At 64.3% G+C, this 21,596-nt stretch carries 19 protein-coding genes and 5 pseudogenes; 12 read left to right on the forward strand and 12 right to left on the reverse strand.

Annotation, left to right across the window (positions count from 1 at the left end):
- From ACZ7GZ_RS38935 to ACZ7GZ_RS38965, 7 genes and pseudogenes are all read left to right on the forward strand, one after another.
- Window positions 1-93 (forward strand): annotated as a pseudogene (locus tag ACZ7GZ_RS38935) (polyprenyl synthetase family protein); the annotation flags it as partial.
- 194 nt (window positions 94-287) lie between these two features.
- The gene (locus ACZ7GZ_RS38940) at window positions 288-1,283 is read left to right on the forward strand and encodes a beta-ketoacyl-ACP synthase III (protein ID WP_471032001.1); all 996 of its coding nucleotides are present in this window, start codon (window positions 288-290) and stop codon (window positions 1,281-1,283) included.
- Complete coding sequence (locus ACZ7GZ_RS38945; RefSeq protein ID WP_471032003.1) at window positions 1,276-1,521, forward strand: acyl carrier protein; 246 nt, start codon at window positions 1,276-1,278, stop codon at window positions 1,519-1,521. Before ACZ7GZ_RS38940 ends, ACZ7GZ_RS38945 begins: the two co-directional genes overlap by 8 nt.
- Complete coding sequence (locus tag ACZ7GZ_RS38950; protein WP_471032006.1) at window positions 1,518-2,702, forward strand: FAD-dependent monooxygenase; 1,185 nt, start codon at window positions 1,518-1,520, stop codon at window positions 2,700-2,702. Before ACZ7GZ_RS38945 ends, ACZ7GZ_RS38950 begins: the two co-directional genes overlap by 4 nt.
- Window positions 2,703-2,728: 26 nt before the next feature.
- Window positions 2,729-3,823 (forward strand): hypothetical protein, encoded by a 1,095-nt coding sequence (locus ACZ7GZ_RS38955; protein WP_471032009.1) that lies wholly within the window; start codon window positions 2,729-2,731, stop codon window positions 3,821-3,823.
- Window positions 3,820-4,668 (forward strand): class I SAM-dependent methyltransferase, encoded by an 849-nt coding sequence (locus ACZ7GZ_RS38960; protein ID WP_471032010.1) that lies wholly within the window; start codon window positions 3,820-3,822, stop codon window positions 4,666-4,668. Before ACZ7GZ_RS38955 ends, ACZ7GZ_RS38960 begins: the two co-directional genes overlap by 4 nt.
- Window positions 4,637-5,170, forward strand: coding sequence for a nuclear transport factor 2 family protein (locus tag ACZ7GZ_RS38965; protein WP_471032012.1), 534 nt, complete (start codon window positions 4,637-4,639; stop codon window positions 5,168-5,170). Before ACZ7GZ_RS38960 ends, ACZ7GZ_RS38965 begins: the two co-directional genes overlap by 32 nt.
- A 325-nt stretch (window positions 5,171-5,495) precedes the next feature.
- Here ACZ7GZ_RS38965 and ACZ7GZ_RS38970 read toward each other — a convergent pair.
- Window positions 5,496-6,216 (reverse strand): annotated as a pseudogene (locus tag ACZ7GZ_RS38970) (IS6 family transposase).
- A gap of 244 nt (window positions 6,217-6,460) precedes the next feature.
- On the opposite strand from ACZ7GZ_RS38970, the gene ACZ7GZ_RS38975 reads away from it, so the two are divergent.
- The 5 genes from ACZ7GZ_RS38975 to ACZ7GZ_RS38995 all read left to right on the forward strand — a co-directional run bounded on the left by ACZ7GZ_RS38975 (window position 6,461) and on the right by ACZ7GZ_RS38995 (window position 9,688).
- A complete protein-coding gene (locus tag ACZ7GZ_RS38975; RefSeq protein WP_360100011.1) occupies window positions 6,461-6,757 on the forward strand; it encodes an acyl-CoA carboxylase subunit epsilon in 297 nt (98 codons plus the stop codon).
- A gap of 42 nt (window positions 6,758-6,799) precedes the next feature.
- Window positions 6,800-7,030, forward strand: a complete 231-nt coding sequence (locus ACZ7GZ_RS38980) for an acyl carrier protein (RefSeq protein WP_360100009.1) — start codon at window positions 6,800-6,802, stop codon at window positions 7,028-7,030.
- Window positions 7,031-7,182: 152 nt separating this feature from the next.
- Window positions 7,183-8,376 (forward strand): beta-ketoacyl-[acyl-carrier-protein] synthase family protein, encoded by a 1,194-nt coding sequence (locus ACZ7GZ_RS38985; protein WP_471032014.1) that lies wholly within the window; start codon window positions 7,183-7,185, stop codon window positions 8,374-8,376.
- Window positions 8,377-8,495: 119 nt separating this feature from the next.
- The gene (locus ACZ7GZ_RS38990) at window positions 8,496-9,221 is read left to right on the forward strand and encodes a beta-ketoacyl synthase N-terminal-like domain-containing protein (RefSeq protein WP_360100005.1); all 726 of its coding nucleotides are present in this window, start codon (window positions 8,496-8,498) and stop codon (window positions 9,219-9,221) included.
- A gap of 14 nt (window positions 9,222-9,235) precedes the next feature.
- Entirely contained in the window at window positions 9,236-9,688 is a 453-nt protein-coding gene (locus ACZ7GZ_RS38995) for an SRPBCC family protein (RefSeq protein ID WP_360100003.1), read from the forward strand.
- A gap of 183 nt (window positions 9,689-9,871) precedes the next feature.
- Here ACZ7GZ_RS38995 and ACZ7GZ_RS39000 read toward each other — a convergent pair whose 3' ends face one another.
- From ACZ7GZ_RS39000 to ACZ7GZ_RS39050, 11 genes and pseudogenes are all read right to left on the reverse strand, one after another.
- Window positions 9,872-10,234 (reverse strand): transposase, encoded by a 363-nt coding sequence (locus ACZ7GZ_RS39000; protein WP_471032016.1) that lies wholly within the window; start codon window positions 10,232-10,234, stop codon window positions 9,872-9,874.
- Window positions 10,231-10,641 carry an IS3 family transposase gene (locus ACZ7GZ_RS39005; protein WP_360099999.1) on the reverse strand — a complete coding sequence of 137 codons (411 nt, stop codon included), beginning with the start codon at window positions 10,639-10,641 and terminating at the stop codon, window positions 10,231-10,233. The genes ACZ7GZ_RS39000 and ACZ7GZ_RS39005 overlap by 4 nt, the downstream gene beginning before the upstream one ends.
- Complete coding sequence (locus tag ACZ7GZ_RS39010) at window positions 10,638-10,955, reverse strand: transposase (protein WP_360099997.1); 318 nt, start codon at window positions 10,953-10,955, stop codon at window positions 10,638-10,640. The genes ACZ7GZ_RS39005 and ACZ7GZ_RS39010 overlap by 4 nt, the downstream gene beginning before the upstream one ends.
- Window positions 10,956-11,289: 334 nt before the next feature.
- The gene (locus ACZ7GZ_RS39015; RefSeq protein WP_360099995.1) at window positions 11,290-11,733 is read right to left on the reverse strand and encodes a PIN domain-containing protein; all 444 of its coding nucleotides are present in this window, start codon (window positions 11,731-11,733) and stop codon (window positions 11,290-11,292) included.
- Complete coding sequence (locus ACZ7GZ_RS39020) at window positions 11,730-11,978, reverse strand: type II toxin-antitoxin system Phd/YefM family antitoxin (RefSeq protein WP_360099993.1); 249 nt, start codon at window positions 11,976-11,978, stop codon at window positions 11,730-11,732. The genes ACZ7GZ_RS39015 and ACZ7GZ_RS39020 overlap by 4 nt, the downstream gene beginning before the upstream one ends.
- Window positions 11,979-12,067: 89 nt before the next feature.
- Window positions 12,068-12,247 (reverse strand): annotated as a pseudogene (locus tag ACZ7GZ_RS39025) (transposase); the annotation flags it as partial.
- A 16-nt stretch (window positions 12,248-12,263) separates the two neighbouring features.
- Window positions 12,264-12,446, reverse strand: a pseudogene (locus ACZ7GZ_RS39030) (DDE-type integrase/transposase/recombinase); the annotation flags it as partial.
- 42 nt (window positions 12,447-12,488) lie between these two features.
- Window positions 12,489-13,436, reverse strand: coding sequence for a 3-oxoacyl-ACP synthase III family protein (locus tag ACZ7GZ_RS39035; protein ID WP_471032020.1), 948 nt, complete (start codon window positions 13,434-13,436; stop codon window positions 12,489-12,491).
- Between the two features lie 27 nt (window positions 13,437-13,463).
- Complete coding sequence (locus tag ACZ7GZ_RS39040) at window positions 13,464-19,217, reverse strand: SDR family oxidoreductase (RefSeq protein WP_471032021.1); 5,754 nt, start codon at window positions 19,215-19,217, stop codon at window positions 13,464-13,466.
- 12 nt (window positions 19,218-19,229) lie between these two features.
- The gene (locus tag ACZ7GZ_RS39045; protein ID WP_471032023.1) at window positions 19,230-20,549 is read right to left on the reverse strand and encodes an acyltransferase domain-containing protein; all 1,320 of its coding nucleotides are present in this window, start codon (window positions 20,547-20,549) and stop codon (window positions 19,230-19,232) included.
- 390 nt (window positions 20,550-20,939) lie between these two features.
- Window positions 20,940-21,398, reverse strand: a pseudogene (locus ACZ7GZ_RS39050) (MobF family relaxase); the annotation flags it as partial.
- Between the last annotated feature and the right edge of the window lie 198 nt (window positions 21,399-21,596).

Consider the following 21,596-nt stretch of genomic DNA (forward strand, 5'->3'; position numbering starts at 1 on the left):
GCCGTGGGCGGCGCCCGCGAGGACGCGCTCGGCGCGGCCGTCGCCATCGAGCTGGTCCACAACTTCTCCCTCATCCACGACGACATCATCGACGGATGACTGTTGTTGGCAAGAGCGCTGCGAACATCGGCCGATTCGATCAGCTCACCAGGACCCAAAAGGATTCAACCATGAACTTGTGTCACCTCTGCACCCCAATATTGGAGAAAAGGTGAGTCCACAGCGAGGGGGGGGGCGCGCGAAGCGCGGTGATTGCGGGAATCGGCACCTGCCTTCCGTCCAGGGTCGTGAGAAATGACGAATTGTCCTTAACGCTCGACACGTCAGATGAATGGATCCGCAGCCGGACCGGTATCCGCCAGCGTCGCTGGGTTGAGGTGGGGACAGCGACGTCAGATCTCGCGGTGTGGGCCGGGATCGGCGCGCTGCGTTCGGCAGCGGGTACGGCACTGCCCGAGGCGGTCATCCTGGCCACGACGACTCCCGACCGGCGCTGTCCGGCGACGGCGCCGGAGGTGGCGTGGCGGATGGGTCTGGGGCATGTGGCTGCTTTCGATGTGGGCGCCGTGTGCTCTGGGTTCTTGTATGCGTTGAGCATCGCGGCGTCCATGATTACAGCGGGCAACGTCCGCAGCGCAGTCGTTATTGGAGCCGACACGTATTCGACCATCGTGGACCCGAAAGACCGCAATACGGCGGTTATCTTCGGTGATGGTGCCGGAGCCGTGTATCTGCGCGCGGGGGGCCCCGACGAGCCCGGTGCGCTCTTCGCGACTCACCTGGCCAGCGACGGATCGCACCACCAACTCATCTCCATCGCGGTGGGCGGCTCCCGTCAGCCTGAGGTCGTGGCCTCCGACCAGCGGCTGCGGTATCTGCACATGGACGGGCGGCGCGTCTTCCGTCATGCCGTACAGCGGATGACCGAGGCGGTCACCACGGTTGCAGCCGAGAGCGGGTGGAAAATCACCGAGCTAGAGGCGCTGGTCGCCCATCAGGCCAACCAGCGGATTCTTGACGCGGTCGGCGAAGAACTCGGTCTCGCCCCTGGAAAACTGGTCAGCAACATCGGCTCCCTGGGAAACACGGCCGCCGCTTCCATCCCCCTTGCCATCGCAGACGCCGCCCTCGGCAAGATGGTCCCGCGGGACGCCCCGACGGTACTGACCGCCTTCGGAGGCGGTCTGACCTGGGGCGCCGCAGCCCTCACTTGGCCCCAAGCCCTACCCGTCGTGACGATCTTTCCTTCACCTTCGACAAGCCCGGGAGACCCCGATGCCTGAACCCTGGTATGACCGTCTCGTCACCGTCATCGCCGACAAGTGCCAGTACAGCGAAGCAGACATTACTCCGGACGCGACCTTCGAGGCGCTAGACCTGGACTCCCTCGCGATTGTCGAGATTTTTACCGCCTTCGAGAAGCGGTGGGGGACGTACGTCGATGACACGCTCTTCGACTCCACGATGTCCATGCGATCCGCTGCGCAGCTCCTCGAAGACAGCCTGCGGGGGAAGCCGTGACGACCAAGCCGTCCCTAGGAGTCGTCGGTGGCAGCATCGCCGGGTGCGCCGTCGCCCTCGCTGCCCTGCGCTCCGGCCTCGCCGTCAACATATACGAGAGGACATCTGGGAACCTGGCCGACCGGGGATTCGGCGTGGCGCTCCCCCCGGCCCTCGCCGATCAGCTGATCGCCGCAGACTATATCGGCGCGGACTTCCCGCGTTGCCAGGTCACCTCCCGTATCTGGCTGACCCGGGCGCCAAAGAGCGGGGATATCCTGGAACTTTGGCGTCACCCCAGTAGGGCTGTCACCACCACTTGGGGCGCATTGTGGCAGGCGCTGCGCGCACGGATTCCGTCCGAGAACTACTTTCCCGGGGCCCCCGTGTCCAGTGTGTTGAAAGATGACGCACAGGCCGCGGTCCTGCGGCAGGACGGAACCCTTACCCGGCATACCTTAGTGGCCGGAGCAGACGGCCACCGCTCTCTTGTCCGCGCCCAGGTCGATTCCGAAGCCGCCCCCGCGTACGCGGGCTACAGCCTGTGGCGGGGGACAGTGGACCCGCAGATCCTGTCCGACCCCGCGCTCGTGATGGATCTCTTGGACAACGCCTACGTCACCGTGGTGTTTCCCGGCGGGCATGCCGTGTTCTATCCCATCCCCGACGCCGCCGGCGGCCCCTACCTGATCAACTGGGTGCTCTACGCTGCCCCTGCGCGGGGAGGAGATTCCCCTGACATGCTTCCGTTCGTCCACGACCTGGCCTCGCGGCATCTGCCTCACGCGTGGTCCGAGGTCGTGCACCGATCGGACGCAGCACGGATGGCGGTCCACCCGGTCTATGACCTGCCGCTGACGCGGTACACCCGGTTTCCGTTCTTCCTGGCTGGAGACGCATCGACCATCGCCCGCCCGCACGCCGCAAGCGGCGCCGCTAAGGCGCTGGGCGACGCGATGGAGTTCGAACGCCTTCTCGCCTCGGGAGGCGCCTCGTGCTGGGAAGAAGTCCTCGACCTGTACAACCGAGCCCGCGTGCCCCGGGGGAACCAGCTGGTTGACGTGGGCCGGCGCATCGGGCAACACCAGGTGGCGCAGACGCCGGACTGGCCGACCATGCAACCGTGCGACATGCGGACCTTGATCCAGAAGACACTCGCCGGTCGCAAGCACTACCTCTACGACGGCACAACGACACCCTGACCCCTCTTCCCACTGGAGACCCTGAGATGGCGATCGTCACCCCTCCCGCGATCCGCAAAGGACAGTACGAGGTCGGCACCGAGGAACTGCTGCACAGCCTCACCGAAACCTACCGCGACCACCCGCGTATCGAGTACGTGCAGAAAGTTCTCAGGGCGACAACCGTGCAGACGCGCTATTTCACGCGCCCTCTACACGAGCTGACGCACCCATCGGGAACACTCGAACAGCGCACCGCTCGACATTTCGAGGAGTCCCTGCGTCTCGCCGAGGAAGTGGCGCATGAAGCGATGCAGACCGCGAACGTCAGCGCCCAGGACATCGACTGCGTGGTCACCCTCAGCGCCACCGGCTACACCACGCCCGGCCTCGACGTGTTCCTGTGCCAGCGCCTGGGCTGCCCCTCAAAGACCCGCCGTCTGCACTTCACGAACATGGGCTGCGCGGGGGGTGCCTACTCCCTTATCCGTGCGGCAGAACAAGTCCAGGTGCGGCCAGACGCCGTCGTCCTGGTGGTGTGCGGCGATCTGTTCAGCCACTACCTGCACCCCGACGACACCGAGATGGACGGCATGATCTTCAAGGGCCTTCTCGGGGATGCTGCGGGCGCATGCGTCGTCCGCAGCCCTCAGCCGGAGGACACAGGACCGATCGTGGCAGGATCGTGGGAATATCTCTGCCCCGGCACCTCGGACATCGTCGGCTACGAACCCCACTCGGACGGCCTGCACTCCCACAACTCGTTCCGCCTCATCCAGGCGGTCGCCTCCAGCGCTCCCGAACTGGCAAAATGGCTCCAAGAGACCACCCTCGTCGGCGAGAGCGCCGCCCCCGACTTCCTGGTAGCCCACCCAGGCAGCCCCCGTATCTTGGGCCGCCTCCTGGAAGGTCTCGGCCTGCCCACCTCCATGGCAGTCCACTCATGGGAAAGCCTGAAGGAGATCGGCAACGTCGGCGCTGTCTCCATGCTTGATGTCTTGGCACGCACCTTCACGAGCCCCCCGCCCAACGGGGCACGCGGCCTGTTCACTGGCGTAGGGCCCGGTGTGACCGTCTGCGCCCTTACAGCGGTATGGCAGCAGAACACGACCGCTTCAGCCCGAACCGGGCGCGATACGTGAACGGCTTCGATGCCCGGCTGGTCTACAACACGGCCTCACAGGGCTACAACGCAGCCCGCGTGGACGCGTTCCCGCCTTCCCTCACCCTCCGCATCACCGCCGCCCTGGACCTCGCGCCCGGGGACCGGGTTCTCGATGTGGCCTGTGGTACTGGTGAAATCGCCCTGTGCGCGGCGCAGAAGAGGATCCCCGGGGTCCACATCACCGGGGTCGACATTGCCGAGGACATGCTGACGATCGCCCGCCACCGCGCCATGCAACACGGCCTGACGGACATCATGTTCGAGAAAGCCGACATGGAACGGCTCCCCTACCCGGACGCCTCCTTCAACGCGATTGCCTGCGGCTTCGCCGTCTTCTTCGCCCACGACATCACCAAAGCCATCGCATCGTTCTGGCGCCTGCTTCAACCCGGCGGACGCCTCGTCCTGGCCACCCTGGGCCGCAACGTCTTTGCGCCGGCCTCCGGCATGTTCCTCGACCTGGCGCAGGAATATGTACCCGGCCTGGACGTCTGCCTTCCCTGGCGGGCGACCGAGGACATCACCGCCCTCACCGCACTATGCACAGCCGCCGGGGTGACGGACCCCACCGTCCGCCACGAGGAGTACGCCTCCCGGCTCGCCGGCCCCTCCGACTGGTGGCCGCTCATCGCAGGAAGCGGCTTCCGGTCGGTCGTCATGAAGCTCTCCGACGACACCGTGGCCCGGATCCGGCACCAACAGGACCGGTGGATGCACGACCAGCAAGTGACCACCCTCACCAGTGGCATCAACTTCATCACCGCGACCAAACCCCAGGGAGAAACACGCCGTGCCCTCTCAGCCCTGCAGGAACCTCACTGAAGACCTTGTCCTCATCCAAGAACTGGCCCACCAGTGCTCCTTCTACGCAGACCACGGGCCCGCACAGCCATGGCTAGACCTCTTCACCGACGACGGCGAATGGAGCATCCCCGCCAGCGGAATATACGTGCGAGGAAAGGAGAACCTCCGTCTACTCATCGACACCATCCACACCATGGTCCGCAACGTCCACCACATGCAGTCCAACTTCATTACCGCCATCGACGGCGACCGGGCCACCGCGTCCTGCGAAGTGAACAGCTTCATCAACACCGAGGACGGCCCCCAGCCCCTCGACCAGGGTCTTTACCACTACACCTTCCAGCGCATCCACGGCCAGTGGTACATCGTCTCACGAGCCAAGGAATCACCCGCAAACCTGAAAACCGTGCTGAATGGTCCCCACACCGCCCTCCTCGTCCCCTACTTCGACCGCCTCGTGGACCTCTTCGGCCAAACCACCCGGCCACAGCTCCCGGGTGCGAAAAAGCCCTGCCTGTAAAGTCCTGCCCGCCCATGGCGCACCCAGCACCGACCGTCTGCGGCCTGTAATCCCGCTTCAATCAGCCACCCACCGGCACGAGGGGGGCTTGCGGCGCCCCGAAGTTTCCGGACAGTGGTCCCACTACGATGGGTCTGTTCGGAAAGGGAAGTCGGTTGTCGCAGAAACGCAGGAAGTTCACTCCCGAGTATCGGGAAGAGGTACTCTCCTGCTGCCGGGGCGGCGATGTGGCTGGCCAGGCCTCGCACCGGTGTTGTCACGTTGTCGGGGGTGTGGCTTGCTGACGGTGCGTCAGGGCAGGGTGGGGCCTGCGGTGGCCGGTGGTTCAGGCCGTGGCGGGCAGGCCGGCGGCCCCGGTGATGTGGTTCCAGACGGTGAAGCGGAGCGTCATCTCGAAGCGGTAGTGGCCGGCGGTCATGAGGTGACGGTGGGGCCGGAAGTGGGGTGAGATCCCGGTGAACGCGGACAGGAACCGCTGCGCCGAACCGACGGTACGGAATTCCTTTCATCGCGCGTTCCCGCTGCCGGGTCGGCTGGTGGGAGTTCTCCGCCCGGTTGTTCAAGCCCTTGTGCGAGCGGTGCTCCACCGACCGCATCACCTCACGGTGCGCCGCACCGTACGACTTCAGCTTGTCGGTGACGACCACGCGGGGGACCTGCCCGGTCTTTTTGAGGAGCCGGCGGAAGAAACGCCTGGCCGCGGCCTTGTCCCGCCGGTTCTGGACCAGGATGTCCAGGACGTTGCCATCCTGGTCGACGGCCCGCCATAGATACTTCTGCATTCCGTCGATCCTGATGAACACGTCGTCGAGATGCCATGTGTCACCCGTCCGCGGGCGGCGCCGGCGCAGTCCGTTGGCGTAGGCCTGCCCGAACTTCACGCACCACCGTCTGACGGTCTCGTACGAGACGATCACGCCGCGCTAGAGCATCAGCTCCTCGACCTCACGGAACGACCACGGGAAGCGGAAGTACAGCCACACACGGTGCGAAATGACCTCCACCGGGTAGCGGTGGCCCTTGTACGACGGCGACGCGGCACCCACCAGCAGACCCTCCCGAGACAACCAACCTCAAGATCATCTCACCGGCCCAACTCAACGTGACAGCACCCCGATACGTCCACGGGCGCAGGTGGCGCCGCTGGCGGTGCCTGTCCGGGGAACGGGAATCACATATGCACAAGGTTGCGCGATATGCTGCACGATTACCGCTCAGGCTCTCTATCTTGAGGCCTTGTGCAGGGCAATACTCGTATCCCAGCACTGCTTCTTCAGGGAATCTAGCGCCATGTCGGGAACACTGGTACACCCTACCTGTCGTCGTTCTGGCTGGGACGCCCGTGTAGTCCGTGGCTGTCCCAGTGAGGAAGAGATAGCAGCCTTGCTAGTCGTCCTGATTATAAGTTGCCGTCCGGGTGGCGCGGCTGCGAGCCATGCCGTTCAGCGAGCGCAATGGCCTCGCAGATGGACGCCTTTCGAACCGCGTACCTCCTGGCGGGCTGCCCCTGACCTGCCCTCAGCCAGGTTCAAGCAACACAGTATGAGGGTGTTCACCAAGGCTCATCGGTATCGTAACTATATTTAGTCGATTCAGTCCTCGCATAGTCGCTGACCTATGGAGTAGAGCATGGAACCCGCCGACCTGCGCCATATTCTAATTGCTGAACTAGGGCTTGATGCTGAGACGCTCGACCAGCGCCCAGATACTCCTTTGATCGACCTTGGTCTGGACTCGCTTGGTAGGGCAGAGTTGCGGGCGATATTGCGAGGCGAACATGGCATGGCGTTACCCGAAGGCATAGGGGCGCTAACGCTTGCTGAGCTGACCGACCAACTATGCATGCCGGAATCTCGGTGAGTAGGCGGTTCGTTAAACAGTCAAACTCAAAGCACGGTGCCTGGCGATTATCTTGTTGCGCGCAAATGACGGCGTTTAATTTGGCTGGATGATTTGGATAATCGTGGTGACGTGAAGTCGGGACAGGGTACGAATACTGAAGGGCGCCGACCGTGATTCGTCGCGTTGTAATAACTGGCGTAGGCGCCGTCTCTGGTGCTGGCGGGAGTTCGAAGGACCACCTTTCCGCGCTTTTGGCCGGGCGTTCGTTGGCTCGAAGGTTGACAGATCCCTGGTTCGATGAATTCGTCCGGCCAATTGGCGTTCCCGTCAGCACTACAGTCCCTGCGGTCGATGGACTGCCCCGCTATGTGGCTCTCGCTGACCTGGCGATCGCCGAGGCTGTCTCTGAGTCGGGCCTAACCGGTCCCGAACGAGCGGATACCCGCCTGATCACTGCCACCGCGACCGGTGCCATCGTGGAGCTGGAGAGCGCCTTCCGTGGCGGTCGCATCCTGCCGCCAGGCCAGTTCTCCTTCGATCACGTCACCGAGTGGGCACACATGCGGCACGGCGTCGGAGGAAACGGCGGGGTGATGACTGTCTCGACGGGCTGCACAGCTGGCCTCGACGCGCTCGGATCTGGTTACGACACTGTGGCCAGCGGGCGAGCAAGTCGGGTGCTAGTGGTAGCTGCGGAGGCTCCCTTCTGCCCGTTTGTGCTCGGCGCATTCACCAACATCGGTGCGCTGTCGGACCGGGATGTCGATCCGGAACATGCATCGTGCCCGTTCTCTCAGGACCGGGACGGCTTCGTGCTGGGTGAGGGCGCTGCGGCCGTGGTACTGGAAGAACTGCCAGCGGCGATTGCTCGTGGCGCAGCACCACTTATCGAAGTATTTGGTTGGGCTTCAGTTTCCAGCGCCTACCATATGACTAGAATTCGAACATCAGGCGTGGACATCGCAGCTTCGATCCGAGAGGCTCTTGACGATGCCGGTTTGCCACCGACAGCTGTTGAAGCGCTCGACGCACATGGCACGTCAACACCGCTGAACGACGCAGCGGAGTGCGCTGCATACCGCGACGTGTTTGGTGACAGAAGTTCCCAGTTGCCAGTGGTCGCTCAGAAAGGCGTCACGGGCCATTCGCTCGGCGCGGCCGGGCTGCTTGAGGTTGCCGGTATCAGCCGGTACCTGCCTGTGGGTATGCTGCCGCCCACCGGGAACACTACTCCCAGAACTCTCGATGCTCAGCTGGACCTGGTGCTTGGCGAGCCCCGGCACGCCGAACCAGAAATCATCGTCAAGACCAGCAGCGGATTTAGTGGGATCCATACTGCTGTCGTGTTCGGGAGGGTGCCATGAGAGATCTGTTATCAGAACTGGAATTAGCAGCCTGCGCAACGCATGTGCCTGCTGAAGGAGAAAGAGCCCGAGTCGCCTTCGGCGGCCTCGGGCCCCCTGGCCGAGGCGAGGATCTAAACGTGCCTGCGTTCGCTGTCGACCCTCGCCTGAGCCCTGATGTCCCCCACCACCTGCGACGCCGGATCGACCGGTTCACCGCTCTGGGTTATATGGCGGTTGCCGGTGCGCTCTCGGGCGTTCCCATCGCACAGCAGCCGGACCGGGATCGGATCGGGGTCTTCATGGCCAACACCCGCTCCGGCTGGTCTTACGCCGAACCCGAGCTGATCCGCCTAATCCACTCGGGAGTGGACGCCATGCGCGCCTACCTGGCCACGGCCTGGTTCCCCGCCGCCCTGCAGGGCGAGACAACTATCGGCCTCGATCTACGGGGCTGTGCCAAGACAGCTTCCGGTCGCGTGTCCGGCTTCGGCGAGGCACTCTGGCTCGCCCGAGACGCTTTGGAACGCCATGCCGTCGACCTGGCCATCGTGGGCGCCGCAGAGTCCCTCGTCAGCCCGTTCGTTCTTCACGACTGGCCACCTGACGAACCGTTGCCGTCCCGCGGGATGGCCGAAGGCGCAGTGATGTTCGCGATCCGCCGGCCGAGTGGGCAGAACCGGATCCTGCTCACAGACCTGCGCTACACCAGGCAACCGCCTCAGCAAGAACCGGACTGGGTGCCCACCTTGTCCGGCGCGGGCCGATTGCGGATGGCAGTCGACACAGCGGTAGGTGAGGACACCAACGTTGCGCTAGGCGGAGGCTATTGGATCACCGTCAACTATCCGAAAGAGGACTCGTGACTACCATATTGATCTTGATTACTCCGGTCAGTGACGTGGACGCAGAGGTGAGGCACGAGCTCTTCCTCTCCGTCCCGACGCCCAAATTGTTCGAGGTGATCCGCGACGTCACTTGCTGGCCCGAGCTTACGCCCGTCGTGACCGCCGCGACCGTCATCGAGGAGGAGTCAGGCGGCCGCGACGTCGTGGAGATCACGATGGATGCCACCCGCCAGCTCAGGCGCACCATCGACCCCGACGGGCGGACGATCCACTTCGCGCAGATCAATCCGTCCGAGCCGGTGGTTCGGATGGAGGGCCACTGGCGATTCGAACCGGAAGGTGAGGGAACCCACGTCGTGTTGACTCACATCTACACGACCACGACGCCCGACGCTCTCACAGCCATCATCAACAACCAAACCCGTTCGAACTCGACCCGTAACCTGGAATATCTCGCGAAGCATTACAACGAGACGAAGCAGTAAACCAGGTAACTGTGGTTTGTCTCCCCAGAAAGCGTGGAGGACTTCCTTATGCTGCTCGGTCCTCCTGATGTGCCGGCGTCCTGGCCTCGGTGACGGTTCGTTCGAACTCCACCGGAGCCAGACCGCCGGCCGCGCTGTGCCTTCGGCGCGTGTTGAAGAAGTCCGTGATCCATGTGGCGATCTTCAGCCGGGCCTCGGCGCGGGTGCGAAGCGGTGCCGGTGGATGTACTCGACCTTGATCGATGAGTGGAACGATTCCGCGGCCGCGTTGTCCAGGGCCGAGCCCACGCGCCCCATGGACTGCACCACTCCCAGCCGGTCACACAGGCTGTTGTACGCCTCACTCGTATACTCCGACCCCCTGTCGCTGTGGAAGATCACGCCATTCACGCTGCCGCCACGGGTTGCGGCGGCCATCTGCAGCGACGCGCTGACCAGGGCCGCATCGTGGCGAGGCCTCACCGCGTAACCGAGCACCCGGCGCGAGAACGCGTCGTGCACGGACGCGAGGTAGAGCTTGCCCTCACCGGTATCGATCTCGGTCATATCGCCCCACCACAAAACGTCCGGGGTGATCGCGTCGAAGCGTCGAAGCACCAGGTCACGGGCGACTTTCCGCCCTGCCGGGTCAGATTCTTCCGCCGACGCGGGGGCTTACGGCGCAGGCCGAGCTCGGCCATGATCTCGGCGACGGTGTTCTGCGAGACCTGCCAGCCCTCGGCCCACAGGTCCAGCGTGACCCTCGGCGAGCCGTACGTCCGGCCGGAGGCGTTGAAGAAATGAGTGATCCGCTCAGCCAGTGCGGCCCGTCTGACCTCGCGTTTCGTCGGCTCCGACGGACGACGGCGCCACTTGTAGAACCAGGACTCGGACACCTCCAGAGCCCGGCAGGAAACGGCGTGCGGGACATGGTGCCCGGTCCGCTGGTCGGCGATGAAGCCCGCAACCGTCACTTCGTCGCCTCCTTCACCCAGAGGACCACGGAACGCTTGAGGACATCGCGCTCCATCCCGATCTCGGTGTTCTCCCTGCGCAGCTGCCTGTTCTCCTCACGCAGCCTGCGCAGTTCCTCGCGTTCGGACTCCTTCAGCCCACCAGCCGCCTCAGCATCCGCGCGGACCCTGGCCCGATGAACCCAGGTCTGCAGCGTGCCCTCATGCACGCCCAGGTCCCGCGCGACCTCCGCCGCGGACTTCCCAGTCTCCAACACGATCCGTACCGCGCCCTCACGAAAGGGCACGTCGTACGACCGTCGCTTCCCACCCATGACACTCAACTTCCCCTTCAAGCCAAACCTCCACGCTACGAGGGGAAGGTCAACACCGCCGCCCAGCCGCCGTCGAGCAGCCCCCTCGCGAAGGCGGCCTCCTCCGGTGCGGCCAGCGGCGGCACGCTCTTCATGCCCGCTCCCGGCGCTTGTACAACGACCCGTGCCACTCTCTTCCTTCCGCCCTGTCGCCTTCCGGGACGTTTCTCACCGCGCCCCGCTTGCCGCCCAACCCCCACCAGGGACGCTCACCCAATGCCAACTTGGAGTACTGCCTTCAGCGGCGGGAACGGGCTCTGTCCGCCGCGGCATACACGCTTGGCCCACCCGCCACCTACAGGTCGTCGGGGAGCATCCGGAACGCGGGATGCCCGGTCAGCGGGCGCACCATGCGGAAGTGCCGGTCGGTAGTGAACATGAGATCGGTCTCGTACCTGGCGGCGAGGGCGACGTTCATGGCGTCGGCCAAACCGATGCCGTTGCCGCCGTCCGCGTCCTTATAGCCGTCGGCAACAGCGATAGCAACGCTCAGGCAGGGTGCGATGTCGGGGATTTCGAAGCGGCGCCGCGCCGTGTTGGTCTCGATGAACCTGGCGGCCGTGAGCGCCTGCTGGACGCCGGAGCGCGTGGTGATCATGTAGTCCAACTCGGCAAGGACAAGCGGAGAGATCACCAGATGTCCGATGGCGGCGAAGGCGCGTTTATGCTCGTCATGGCCGGTCATCTTCGGGTCGAGGAGACGGACAAGGGCGTTGGTGTCAGCGATGACAATGTTCAAGAGCCCATGCCCTTCAGGATGTCCTCCATCTCGTCGTTGGTGAGGTCGCCGCCGAGGTCGAGTTCGGGGATGTCGACGCTGTCCCCGATGGGGCCGGTGGGGTAGGGCGGGATTCCGGGCTCGCGGTAGGGGGCGACGGTAGCGACCGGGCGGCCGTTCTTGGTGACGGTGACAGTCTCGCCGCGTTCGGCTGCGGCGAGGATCTTGGAGGATTGCTGGTTGAATTCACGGGCGGTAGCTTCCATGTAGTACATGATACTACATGGAAGAAATGGCAGGGCGTTGATACCCCTAAAAGAGCGTTTTGTCCTGGTGGGGTTGTTTGGTTTGAGGTTCAGGTGTCGCGCCAGTTCGGGGTGGATTCGCGGGTGAGTCGGCGGCTTATGAGGTCGATCATTGCGACGTGGATTATGGCTTCGGAGCGGTGGGAGTGGGTCTCGTAGTCGCGTGCGAGGCGGCGGTGGTGCATGAGCCAGCCGAAGGTGCGCTCGACCACCCAACGTCGGGGGATGAGGGCCGCTGCCGCGATCCGAGTCTGTGATGCAGCCGGGCTGCAGGCCGCCGCGGCCGTAGGCCATCTTCAGGGCGTCGACGACGAGCGAGGCACGGTTGTGATCGGCCATCGCGTATCCGACGACCTCACGGGTGGCCAGGTCGAGCCAGCAGGCGAGGTAGAGCCAGCCCTCGGCTGTGGGGAGGAAGGATCCTCTCAAACGATCGAGTCCCTACCGAACCCGGAACGGTTCAGATTCGGCTCACGTCATTTGCAAGACGGCAGAGGTTGCCGAGAACCCGCCGCCGAAGCCGACGAGCAAGATGTGCTGGCCGGAGTGCAGGAGGTCTGTACGCTTGAGGTGGTCGAGACTGGCAGTCTGGTCACAAGCTCCGATGTGTCCGAAGGTGCTGCCGATGCTGAGAGTGGTCTTCTCCTGAGGGAAGTTAAATCCTTTGAAGAATGCCTCTTGGAGGAGTCCTCGGCCGAGATTGGGGAGAACGACCCAGTCGACCTCCTCGATGATGAGATCGGATTCCTTCAGGGCATCTTGTGTTACGTGCTTGATGAGTCCGCTGGCGGCCATCACGATCTGGCTGAGGCTGGGTCGGCGGCCGCCGTGGTCGGCTGTTACGCGTGTATGGGCTTCCAATGCTGGATCTGACAGGTGGCTAGTTGCAATAATCCGCGCGAAGCCCGCCGCCCGAGAGAGGACCATCGCGGCTCCCGCGTCGCCCAAGAACATCCCGGCGACGGACGACCACCGGTCCCACCCCGTGGTGAAGTTCTCACCTCCGACGATTAAAGCGGCTGCTGGTTGCGGCGTGCTGCACATACTATATGCCGCAAGCTCTAGTGCGGTCATCATGCCGTTGCTGGCATTTCGCAGTTCGCAGGCGACCGCACGAGAGGCGCCGAGGCGCCGCTGGACGTACGTGGCTGGCACCAGGTGTTCGCGCTGATCGACGGTGACGTAGAAGAGTAGCTTCAGGTCATCACCAGTGAGGTGGGCCTGCCGGAGGGCGCGCTGTGCCGCGCGGTTGGCCATGGAGAGGGATGATTCAGTCTCATCGGCAATGGCGACGGAGGTGAAGCCGGCGTGGCGGCTGAGCGCCGGGTCGGCGTGTCCGTCGGCAACAGCCTGCGAAACGGGGTGGCGGCGCGGGATCCAGGATCCGGTGCCGGCGATGTAGAGATCATGCCAGAGCATCGGCTTTCTCCAGTCCGGGCTGCGCGGCTAAGGGCTTGAACGTTCGGTGATTGATTGCGTAACGGGGTTGTAGTGGGCCAGGGTATGCCCCTGGATTCCATAGATGGCTGTCAGGACCGGGCCGCCCGGGACACGTGCCACGAGCTGGGAATGTTGGTGGTCGACGCTCACGAGTTCGATATCAGCGCCGAAGGCGGCGGCGATCTGATAGTCGTTGTGCGGCGTGAAGAACTCGATGCGTTCTATGGAGACAAGTGCGCTCAACGGTAGGAGTTGGTCGGGATTACGGGGATGGGAAGCCAGGCGCGCCAGCCCGTCCAGGAGCAAGAAGGGGAGAGTTGGTTCCTCGTCGCCTTCCGGCGGTGCCTCCACGGTGAGACGGAGGGTTCCGTGGCTTGCTGTTTCCTCTCTCAGGAGCTGTTCGATGGGTGGGAAAGGACGAGCGAGCTGGACGAAAGCGTTCGCAGTGAAGTAGGGATCCGTGATCGGTTGCCACTCAGCCTGGGACTCCGCCTTGGGAAGGCGTGTGCGGGGCAAGGGGTGCCCGGAGGCCAGGACGACGTTGAACGTGTGGTGCACGTTGTCCGTGACGAGCTTGTCTCCGGTGGCACTGATGAGGTCGGAGAGGACCCTGACGTGCACGATGCGGGTGTGGGCTTCCACGGCTCCGAGACGGGTTTCGATCTTGACAGTGCGGCGTCCTGACGTGGTGATGGGCAGTGCGGCCAGGCAGTGAAGATCTCGGATTTCGGCCACTACCATCCCGGGCACGGCACGTGCGGCGGCACGGGCGCCGAGTTCCACGGCGTGCATTCCGGCCAGGGTGGGGCGACCGCGAACCAGGTGGGCCTCGGTCCAAGGCAGAGTGGCCACGTCGATGTCATGGACGGTCGTGGGTGTGGGGTTGTCGGGATACGTCCAGACGGCAGCAGGCGCTGCGGTGGGGTGGGCGAGAGTGTCAAGGAACTGGCGTATGCCTGTTTGCGGGCTCACCGTAAGGCGGGGGGCAAGGCGGTTGAGTTCTCCTTGAACCAAGGGGTCAGCGGCCATGCCGATCTCGGTCCAGGCGCCCCAGGCGATGCTGATCTCCCGACGGCCGGGATGGCGGGTGGTGTTCCAGTTGGCGGCCGTGAGCAGGTAGTCGTTGGCGGCTGTGTAGTCCGTGTCCCCCGGCATTCCGGTCACGGCTGACATGGAGCTGAAGTTCACCCAGATGCTTGGGAGGGTGTCCGCCAAGGCGGTCTTGAGATTGGCGTAGCCCAAGAGCTTGGTGTCCCGCACCTGCTGGAACGTGGCGAGCGGCTTGCGCTGGGTCGAGGAGGATGCGACGAGTCCCGCGGCGAAGATGACTAGATCTACCCGGCTGCGTCGGTCGGTGATGGCTCCGACCATTTTCTCGACCTGTCTCGGATCGGTGACGTCGCAGGTCAGATAGTGGACCTTGTCCGCACCGCAGATGTCCCGCAGTTGCTGCAGGTTCTTGGCGGCCTCAGCGGCCTGAGCGTGACGGGCGTAGGCCCGGTTGAGTTGGCTTATGGTCGTGCCGGGTTTCTGCTTCAGTTTCAGGCGGATGAACTCCTGCTTGCTCAGCTTGGAGACGCTCGCGCCAGCATCGAGATCGTCCGCAGTGAAGCGGCCGGTGACGTAGAGCGTGGGCTGTACCTGCTTGGCCAAGGCGGATACTGCCGCGGCGGTGATGCCGCGACTGCCACCCACGGCGAGTACGACCATTCCGTGGGGCAAGGCCATCGGGGGTAGGGAGCTGACCGGCTGCAGGAAGTACTCCAGGCGCTCGGCATCCTGATAGATGACTGTGCGGCAGGACTGTTCCCGGCCGGATTCGACTGCGAGCAACTCCAAACCTTCCGCAACGTCGGCGCAGTCGGTCAGGATGGTGCAGCACCACGGAGCGGTCGCTTCCTCGGCAAGCGACCTGATTAGACCGGCGTACAAGCCCGTCTCTGGCAGTGGTGTCCTGTCCTCGACGGCGCTCAGTAACAGCGCAGCACAGGAGCCATCTTTGGTGCTCCAGGACGGGAAAGTGGCTTTGGCCGCGGCGAAGAAGGCGTCGTGTAGGGCGCGCATCGAGGCCTCGTCGCGCGGTTTCCGATCTGGCTGGATGTCGGTGATCAGACGGATGTGGCGAGGGGTGAAAGGAAGCTGTGCGGCCAACCCTTCGATGCCGTCGGTGCTGATCCCGGTGCCGACGGTGGTGGATGGTCGCCACACACGAAGGTCGTCTCTGGCAGCCACACCTGGTAGCTCGGGGAGATCGGTGATGATGATGGTTCCAGAGGGGATCGCTGGCAAAGTGTTGTGGCTGGGGGAAGGGTGCGCCGGTGCAGATCGGAGCGTGCGAGCCATCAACTGAGGGCTGGCATGAAACTGCTCGGCGGGGGCACGGCCTTCCGGACGGACGTACAAGGCCTCATTGAGCCCCGCCTGAAGGGCAACTTCGTTGCCGCGCAGCACCGCGCTCTGCAGGGCGATCAAGCCGTCCGCGCCCACGTAGGTCCGGGGCGGCTGTTGCAGGGCAGAGCAGTCTGAGGGGGGCTTGGCTGGGGCATCTGGTTGCTCCTTGTGGAAGGCAAGGGTGGCCAGTACGGGCAGACCGTGGTCGTCTGCGGTTGAGCGCAGGGTGACGGCCAGGACAATCGCCCCTTCGGCCAGTTCCTCCTGCGGGGTGCTTCCCTGCCGCAGGATCCGGCCAAACGGGGAGGCGGTGTTGGCGTTGATCCCATAGACCAGGACCATGCGGGCTGTGCCGTGGCGCAGGTAGCGGTCAGCGCAGCGTAGAGCGGTCAGACCGGCATCATCAGGGCCATCAACGACCATGTTGGGCCCAAGAATGTCGTAGTAATTGGCGACCCGGCCGGCCATGATGTTGTTCATGAAGCCCGGGAGCGTGTCGGGGCCCAGTGCCTGGGTCTCGTCCAAAACTTTTCCTCGCACAGCATCCACCAACTCGGCGCCACCAGGGAAGTCTCGGACCGGGGCGAGTGCTGCAGTGAACTGGTCCAGGTAGACGCGTTGTGATGTGCGGTCGCTGAAGAGGGTAGGACTGGTGTTGCCGACGACCACTGCGGTTGAGGCGTGCAGCGTCTTCCAAGCATCTCCCAGTCGGGAGATCAGGGAGTTGGTGACGCTGAGGGTCATGAGTTGACTACGGTCGGCCTGGCGCAGCACTCCAGGTGGCAGACGCAGCTCCTTAGGAGAGGGGAGTGGGTAGGAGTCGCCGAAGGAGTTCACCGGCGCTGCGCCTCGGCCCGCGAGCCAGTCGTGGACGGCGTCCTCGTCAGCTTGGGGGAAGTGGCCCGCCCACTCCACGACGACCAAGTCGCCTTCATGCAGCTTGGCCGGCGGCCGGGCGGGGAGGCACGGGTGGTCGTCGGCCAGCACCAGGTGGGAATCTGTGCCGCCGAATCCGAATCCGGAGATACCTGCGAGGCGGGGCCTAGTGGCAGAGCGAGGCCAGGGCTTCGGTGATGTTGGGATCGCGACGCGACGATCATCGGCATGGACAGCCGGAACTGTGCCGTGGGTGAAGTAGGGCTGGGCAGGGAGTGTTTCGTGGCGCAGTGACAGCAGGCCATGGATCAGTGAGGTCATGGTTGCGGCACCCATCGTGTGGCCGAAGACGGCCTTGTTGGACACCACCCAGCATGGGCGATCCCCCTCACCAATCAACTCGTCCAAGGCCTCGAGTTCGGTCCGGTCTCCGGCGGGGGTCCCAGTTCCGTGCGCGATGATGACGTCCAGATCCTGGGCAGTGATGCCGCTGTCTTGCCACGCGTTGCTGATCGCTCGCCGTTGCCCGTCGGGCTTCGGCGCGTAGATCGCCTTGCCCTTCCCGTCCGAAGCAAGGCCTGAGCCCAGGATGACGCCATGAACGGTGTCGTGGTCCGCCCGGGCGCGGGACAGAGGCTTGAGGACCACCATGCCCGCACCGTCTGCGAACAAGGTGCCGTCACCATCCTGATCGAAGCAGCGTACTTCACCTCGCCTACTCAGCGCGGTGAGCTTGTCCGCCGCTACCAACAACGAACTGTGGAACATGTTGGTAGCGGCGCAGACCGCTACATCGCAGGATCCTTCACGCAGCGACTTCAGAGCCATGTCGATGGCATAGCTCGACGATGAGCACGCAGTATCAAAAATCATGGACTCGGCGCCTGCCGGCATGAGGCCTGCCAGTGCGTCCGCAAGGACCGTGCGGGGCAGCGAGCGACTGCGGCTGGCAGGGGGAGCATCCGTCCACGCGCGTAGCGCGTCTTCTGCTGCCTGCGCTGCGTCATGTATTTCGACATCGTTGTTGGCAGCACGGCGAAAGCGGTCGATTAGGGCTTCCAGCGCGAACAGGGAGTCAAGGTGCAAACCTGACTGAGCTGAGAGTGCGGCAGTGCTGCAGAGCCAGCGATCCTCCGAAGTGGTCTTGACACCTGCCAGAGCGGTGAAGGCGCAGTGCCGTAAGAGTGTGGCGTTGTGGTCCGCATCCATTGGCCATGTACCGGCCGCCATCTCCGTGGCAAGAACCGGGTGTGGCTGGAGCTCCTGCAACCAGCCGGCGTGCTTGCACAGGGATCGGTCACGTGCCCCTGGATCGTCGGTGGTAACAGCAGTGCCGTCAAACCAGGCGGGCTCACCGAAAATATTCTTGCCGCGACTGAGAACGTTCCACATCTCTTCCGGCGTTGCAGCCCCTGGAAGGGCAAGCCCGAATCCTACGACAGCGACTGGCTCATCGGACGGGGGCGTTTCCAGGGGGCGAGCAGATCCTTGGTCGGTGGACGGGTCCTCTAGAGGCGATGGCGCTGCTGCCTCACCACCAGTCGGGACAGACGGCGCCGATGACGACGGCTTGCCCACCTTGCTTGCCTGCCGATCGGGCTTCTGCCCACTCGGCACTAACGAAGGCCAATCCCCGATGCGCGCCGGCCGAGCCTCCGGCCTGCTGTCGGATGTGAGAGCCGCAGGCGCAGGCGCTTGCCCGTTAGGCACAGAACCATAACGGGTCATGCTGTAGCCGCCGTCAGCCAACACCATCTGCGCGGTTATGAACGACGCTTCCGGGGAGGCGAGGAAGACAACCAGACGCGCCAGGTCCTCGGGACGGCCCATCCGCTGCAACGGGGTGTCAAGCTCGGTCTTGCTACGGAACACTGCCGGGAAGAGATCGGTCACGTCCGAATCGAGGAGACCGCCGGATGCTGTGTTGACGCGGATTCCATGAGGGCCGAACTCAGCCGCCAGATACCGCGTCAGGGCTTGGACTCCCGCTTTCGCGCACCCATTGGCTGCATAATTCGACACGGCGATGTCGGCTGAACTTGAACTGATGTTGACGATGGCCGGGGCCTCCCTGCCCCGCATCAAAGGCACTGCTCGCAATGAACACCACAGGCTGCCCATCACCATGGTGGTGAACGCACGGATGAAGTAGTAGTCCTCACACTGCTCCAGCGGCAGGATCGCACCGTTGGCTGCATTGTTGACCAGAATATCCAAGTGCCCGTGCACACGCTCAATTTGATCGAACATTCTGTCTACGTCACTGCGCTTTCCGACCGAGGCACGGATGAGCTCCGCAGACAGACCCTCCTGCTGCATCTCGGCCAGGAGGGCCTCGGCAGCGGAGCTGGAGTGGAAGTAGTTGATGATGACGTGGGCGCCCTCGCGGGCCAGCCCAAGCGTGATCTCCTTGCCCACTCCCCGTGCACCACCGGTTACCAGAGCGATGCGGCCATGGAGTTGAGTAGGCCTGCCGTGGACCTCAGCGGACATGCTGGTTCTTCCTCAATCTAGGACTATGTCGTGGCCCAGCAGCGCGTCAGCGATCGTGCCGAGCGTGCGGAAGTGGACAAGACTGACGCCTCCATCCAGTTCTTCGAGCCCGAATTCCTGCGGAATTCGAGCCAGAAGTGTCACCTGCCGCAACGAGTCGACACCGAGGTCCCCTTCCAGCTCCAGGTCCTCCTCCAAAGCCTCGATTGGATACTCGAGCGTGTCGGCATACAGCTGCTTCAACTTTTCCAGGACCCGTTCGCGGGAGACCGTCGCTCCTGAGACATCCTGGGGCTGCGGCACAGGCTTCTGGCTGCGGGACGAGACATCCTCACGGGAGACGGGAAGATCCTGTCCTCCGGCGGAGGGTACCCGGGCCAGGCCCCGGCCACTTGTGCATGCGGCGATCGCTTCCGCGACAAGGTCTGGCTGCGCAAGCGGGGCGTACGCGTCAGCTTCCGGAAGGATGCTGCGCACGAACCGGACGAGTGCATCCCCGGGCCCGCATTGGACGAAGGTGTTGACTCCCGAGGCATGAGCCGTGCGAATGGCGTGGATGAAGTCCACCGGCCGGGTCATCCCCGAGGCCAGGCAGTCCACCACCTCGTCGGCGGCGGAGACACTGCGACCCAACGATGTCGCGAAGACCCGTTCGCGCGGCGCGCGGTTCAGAACTTCGCCAGCGCTCTGTCGGAACTTCTCGGCCGATACCACCATGAGAGGACTGTGATACGCATACAAGGACTCCAGACGAAGAGTGGGCACGCGCAGGGCCTTGAGAGCCAACTCTGCTTCCTCCAAAGCTTCGTCGGAGCCAGACAGCACCACCTGACGAGGCCCATTCACGCACGCGAGCACCAGATCGTCACGGTTCATGAGAGGAGGAAGATGCCTGGCCTGTTCGGCATGGAGCTTCACGGCGAGCATCCCGCCCTCTGCCCGGCCTTGCTCAGCCTCTGCCCGCCGATGTGCCAGCCGCACAGCGTCCTGCAGAGAAACGGCGCCCGACGCAGGCAAGGCCCACCAGTCCCCCTGACTGTGGCCGATGTGCAGGGTTGGCGTACAGCCGCGATCCGCTAGCTCACGGCTGAGCGCGAGGGAAGTGGCGCCGAGGGCTACGTACCGATCGGCCGCCCTGCTGCTGTCGAGCGAGTTCGGCTCCTCTGCTGATGTCAGGTACCCACTCACCTTGGGCAGGCCGACCGTCACAGCAGCCGTGTCAACTTCCTGCAGCGTGTCAAAAACTGCCACACTGTGTTGCAGCGCCTGTAGCACTCCGGCAGGCACAGGGCTTTGAGATCCGGGATAAAGAAAAGCAATTTTCTGGTTCATTACGCGTCCTTTCGCACGCGGAGCGAGCATCTTGCGCAGAGTGGACGAGGAACTGGCGGATCCGCCCAGCCAACACCCGAAGATCAGCACGCTGCGACCCCATCTGTAGCCCGCTAGGGCTAGAGGCGGGCTAGTAGTCCATTGGGTGTCTCGTAGCCTGCTGCCTACCGTCTCTTCTTCTCCCACCTACGACATGGCGTTGATCTACGCAATCGCCCGCGGTCAGGCGCTAGCTCCCCAGGGCTGAACAACCTGTCGAGGGCGGGCTGAAGCTTCCCCTTGATCGTGGACACCTGCAGCGGAGCCAGTAGACCTGATTTCCCCGTCAGGTCTACAGGTCCGCGCTGACAGAAGGCGTGAACGTGTTGAACAGTGAGGCGTCGTCAACCGCTCGAGCGTCCGGCGGGCCTGCTCCACCGTGGCGACGTCGGTCCTCTGCTCCGGCACACAGTCGGCCTTCCGGTCCGAGTGGAACGGCCCCGGGCGCGACCTCGCGGTGGCGGGCACGGCGACGGTGCGCGACCGGGTGCGGGAGCCAATGCGATCTGTGCGGCGCACCGCATGGACCCGGGCACTCAGCGCGTCGGCGGCAAGGCGGGCCCGCTCGTACAGCGAGGCGGACCGGTTGCGGGTCAGCGGGCGCAGCACGGCCTGGTCCTCGGTGTCGCGCGGGTACAGCGCGCGCAGGTCGGCGGTCATCATCCTTCGGCCGGCCGGGCGGGTGTAGTCGTCGACGACCGCCTGCACGATCTGTTCGTCCAGGCCCGGCCGGCCGCGCAGGGCGTAGGAGAGGTAGCGGCGGGCTTCGGCGAGCGGATGATGGCGCTTGAACGCGCCGCGCATCACGTACCAGCAGCAGCCGGTCGTTGAACCAGCCGGACACTGGGCACGCAGAGAGACCCCGGAGGCAGTCCTTAGAGGGAATCTCGCCTAACTAAGAGCGTGCAGATCTTTACCGGTAGTTCGTTAAATCCGGAGGTAGAGGTCAATGCCGTGTCCGTTGGTGACCGCGTCGATCAGGGCCTGGAGCTCGGAAGGTGGGTCTGT

It is taken from the genome of Streptomyces sp. NPDC037288 (genome assembly GCF_055603265.1).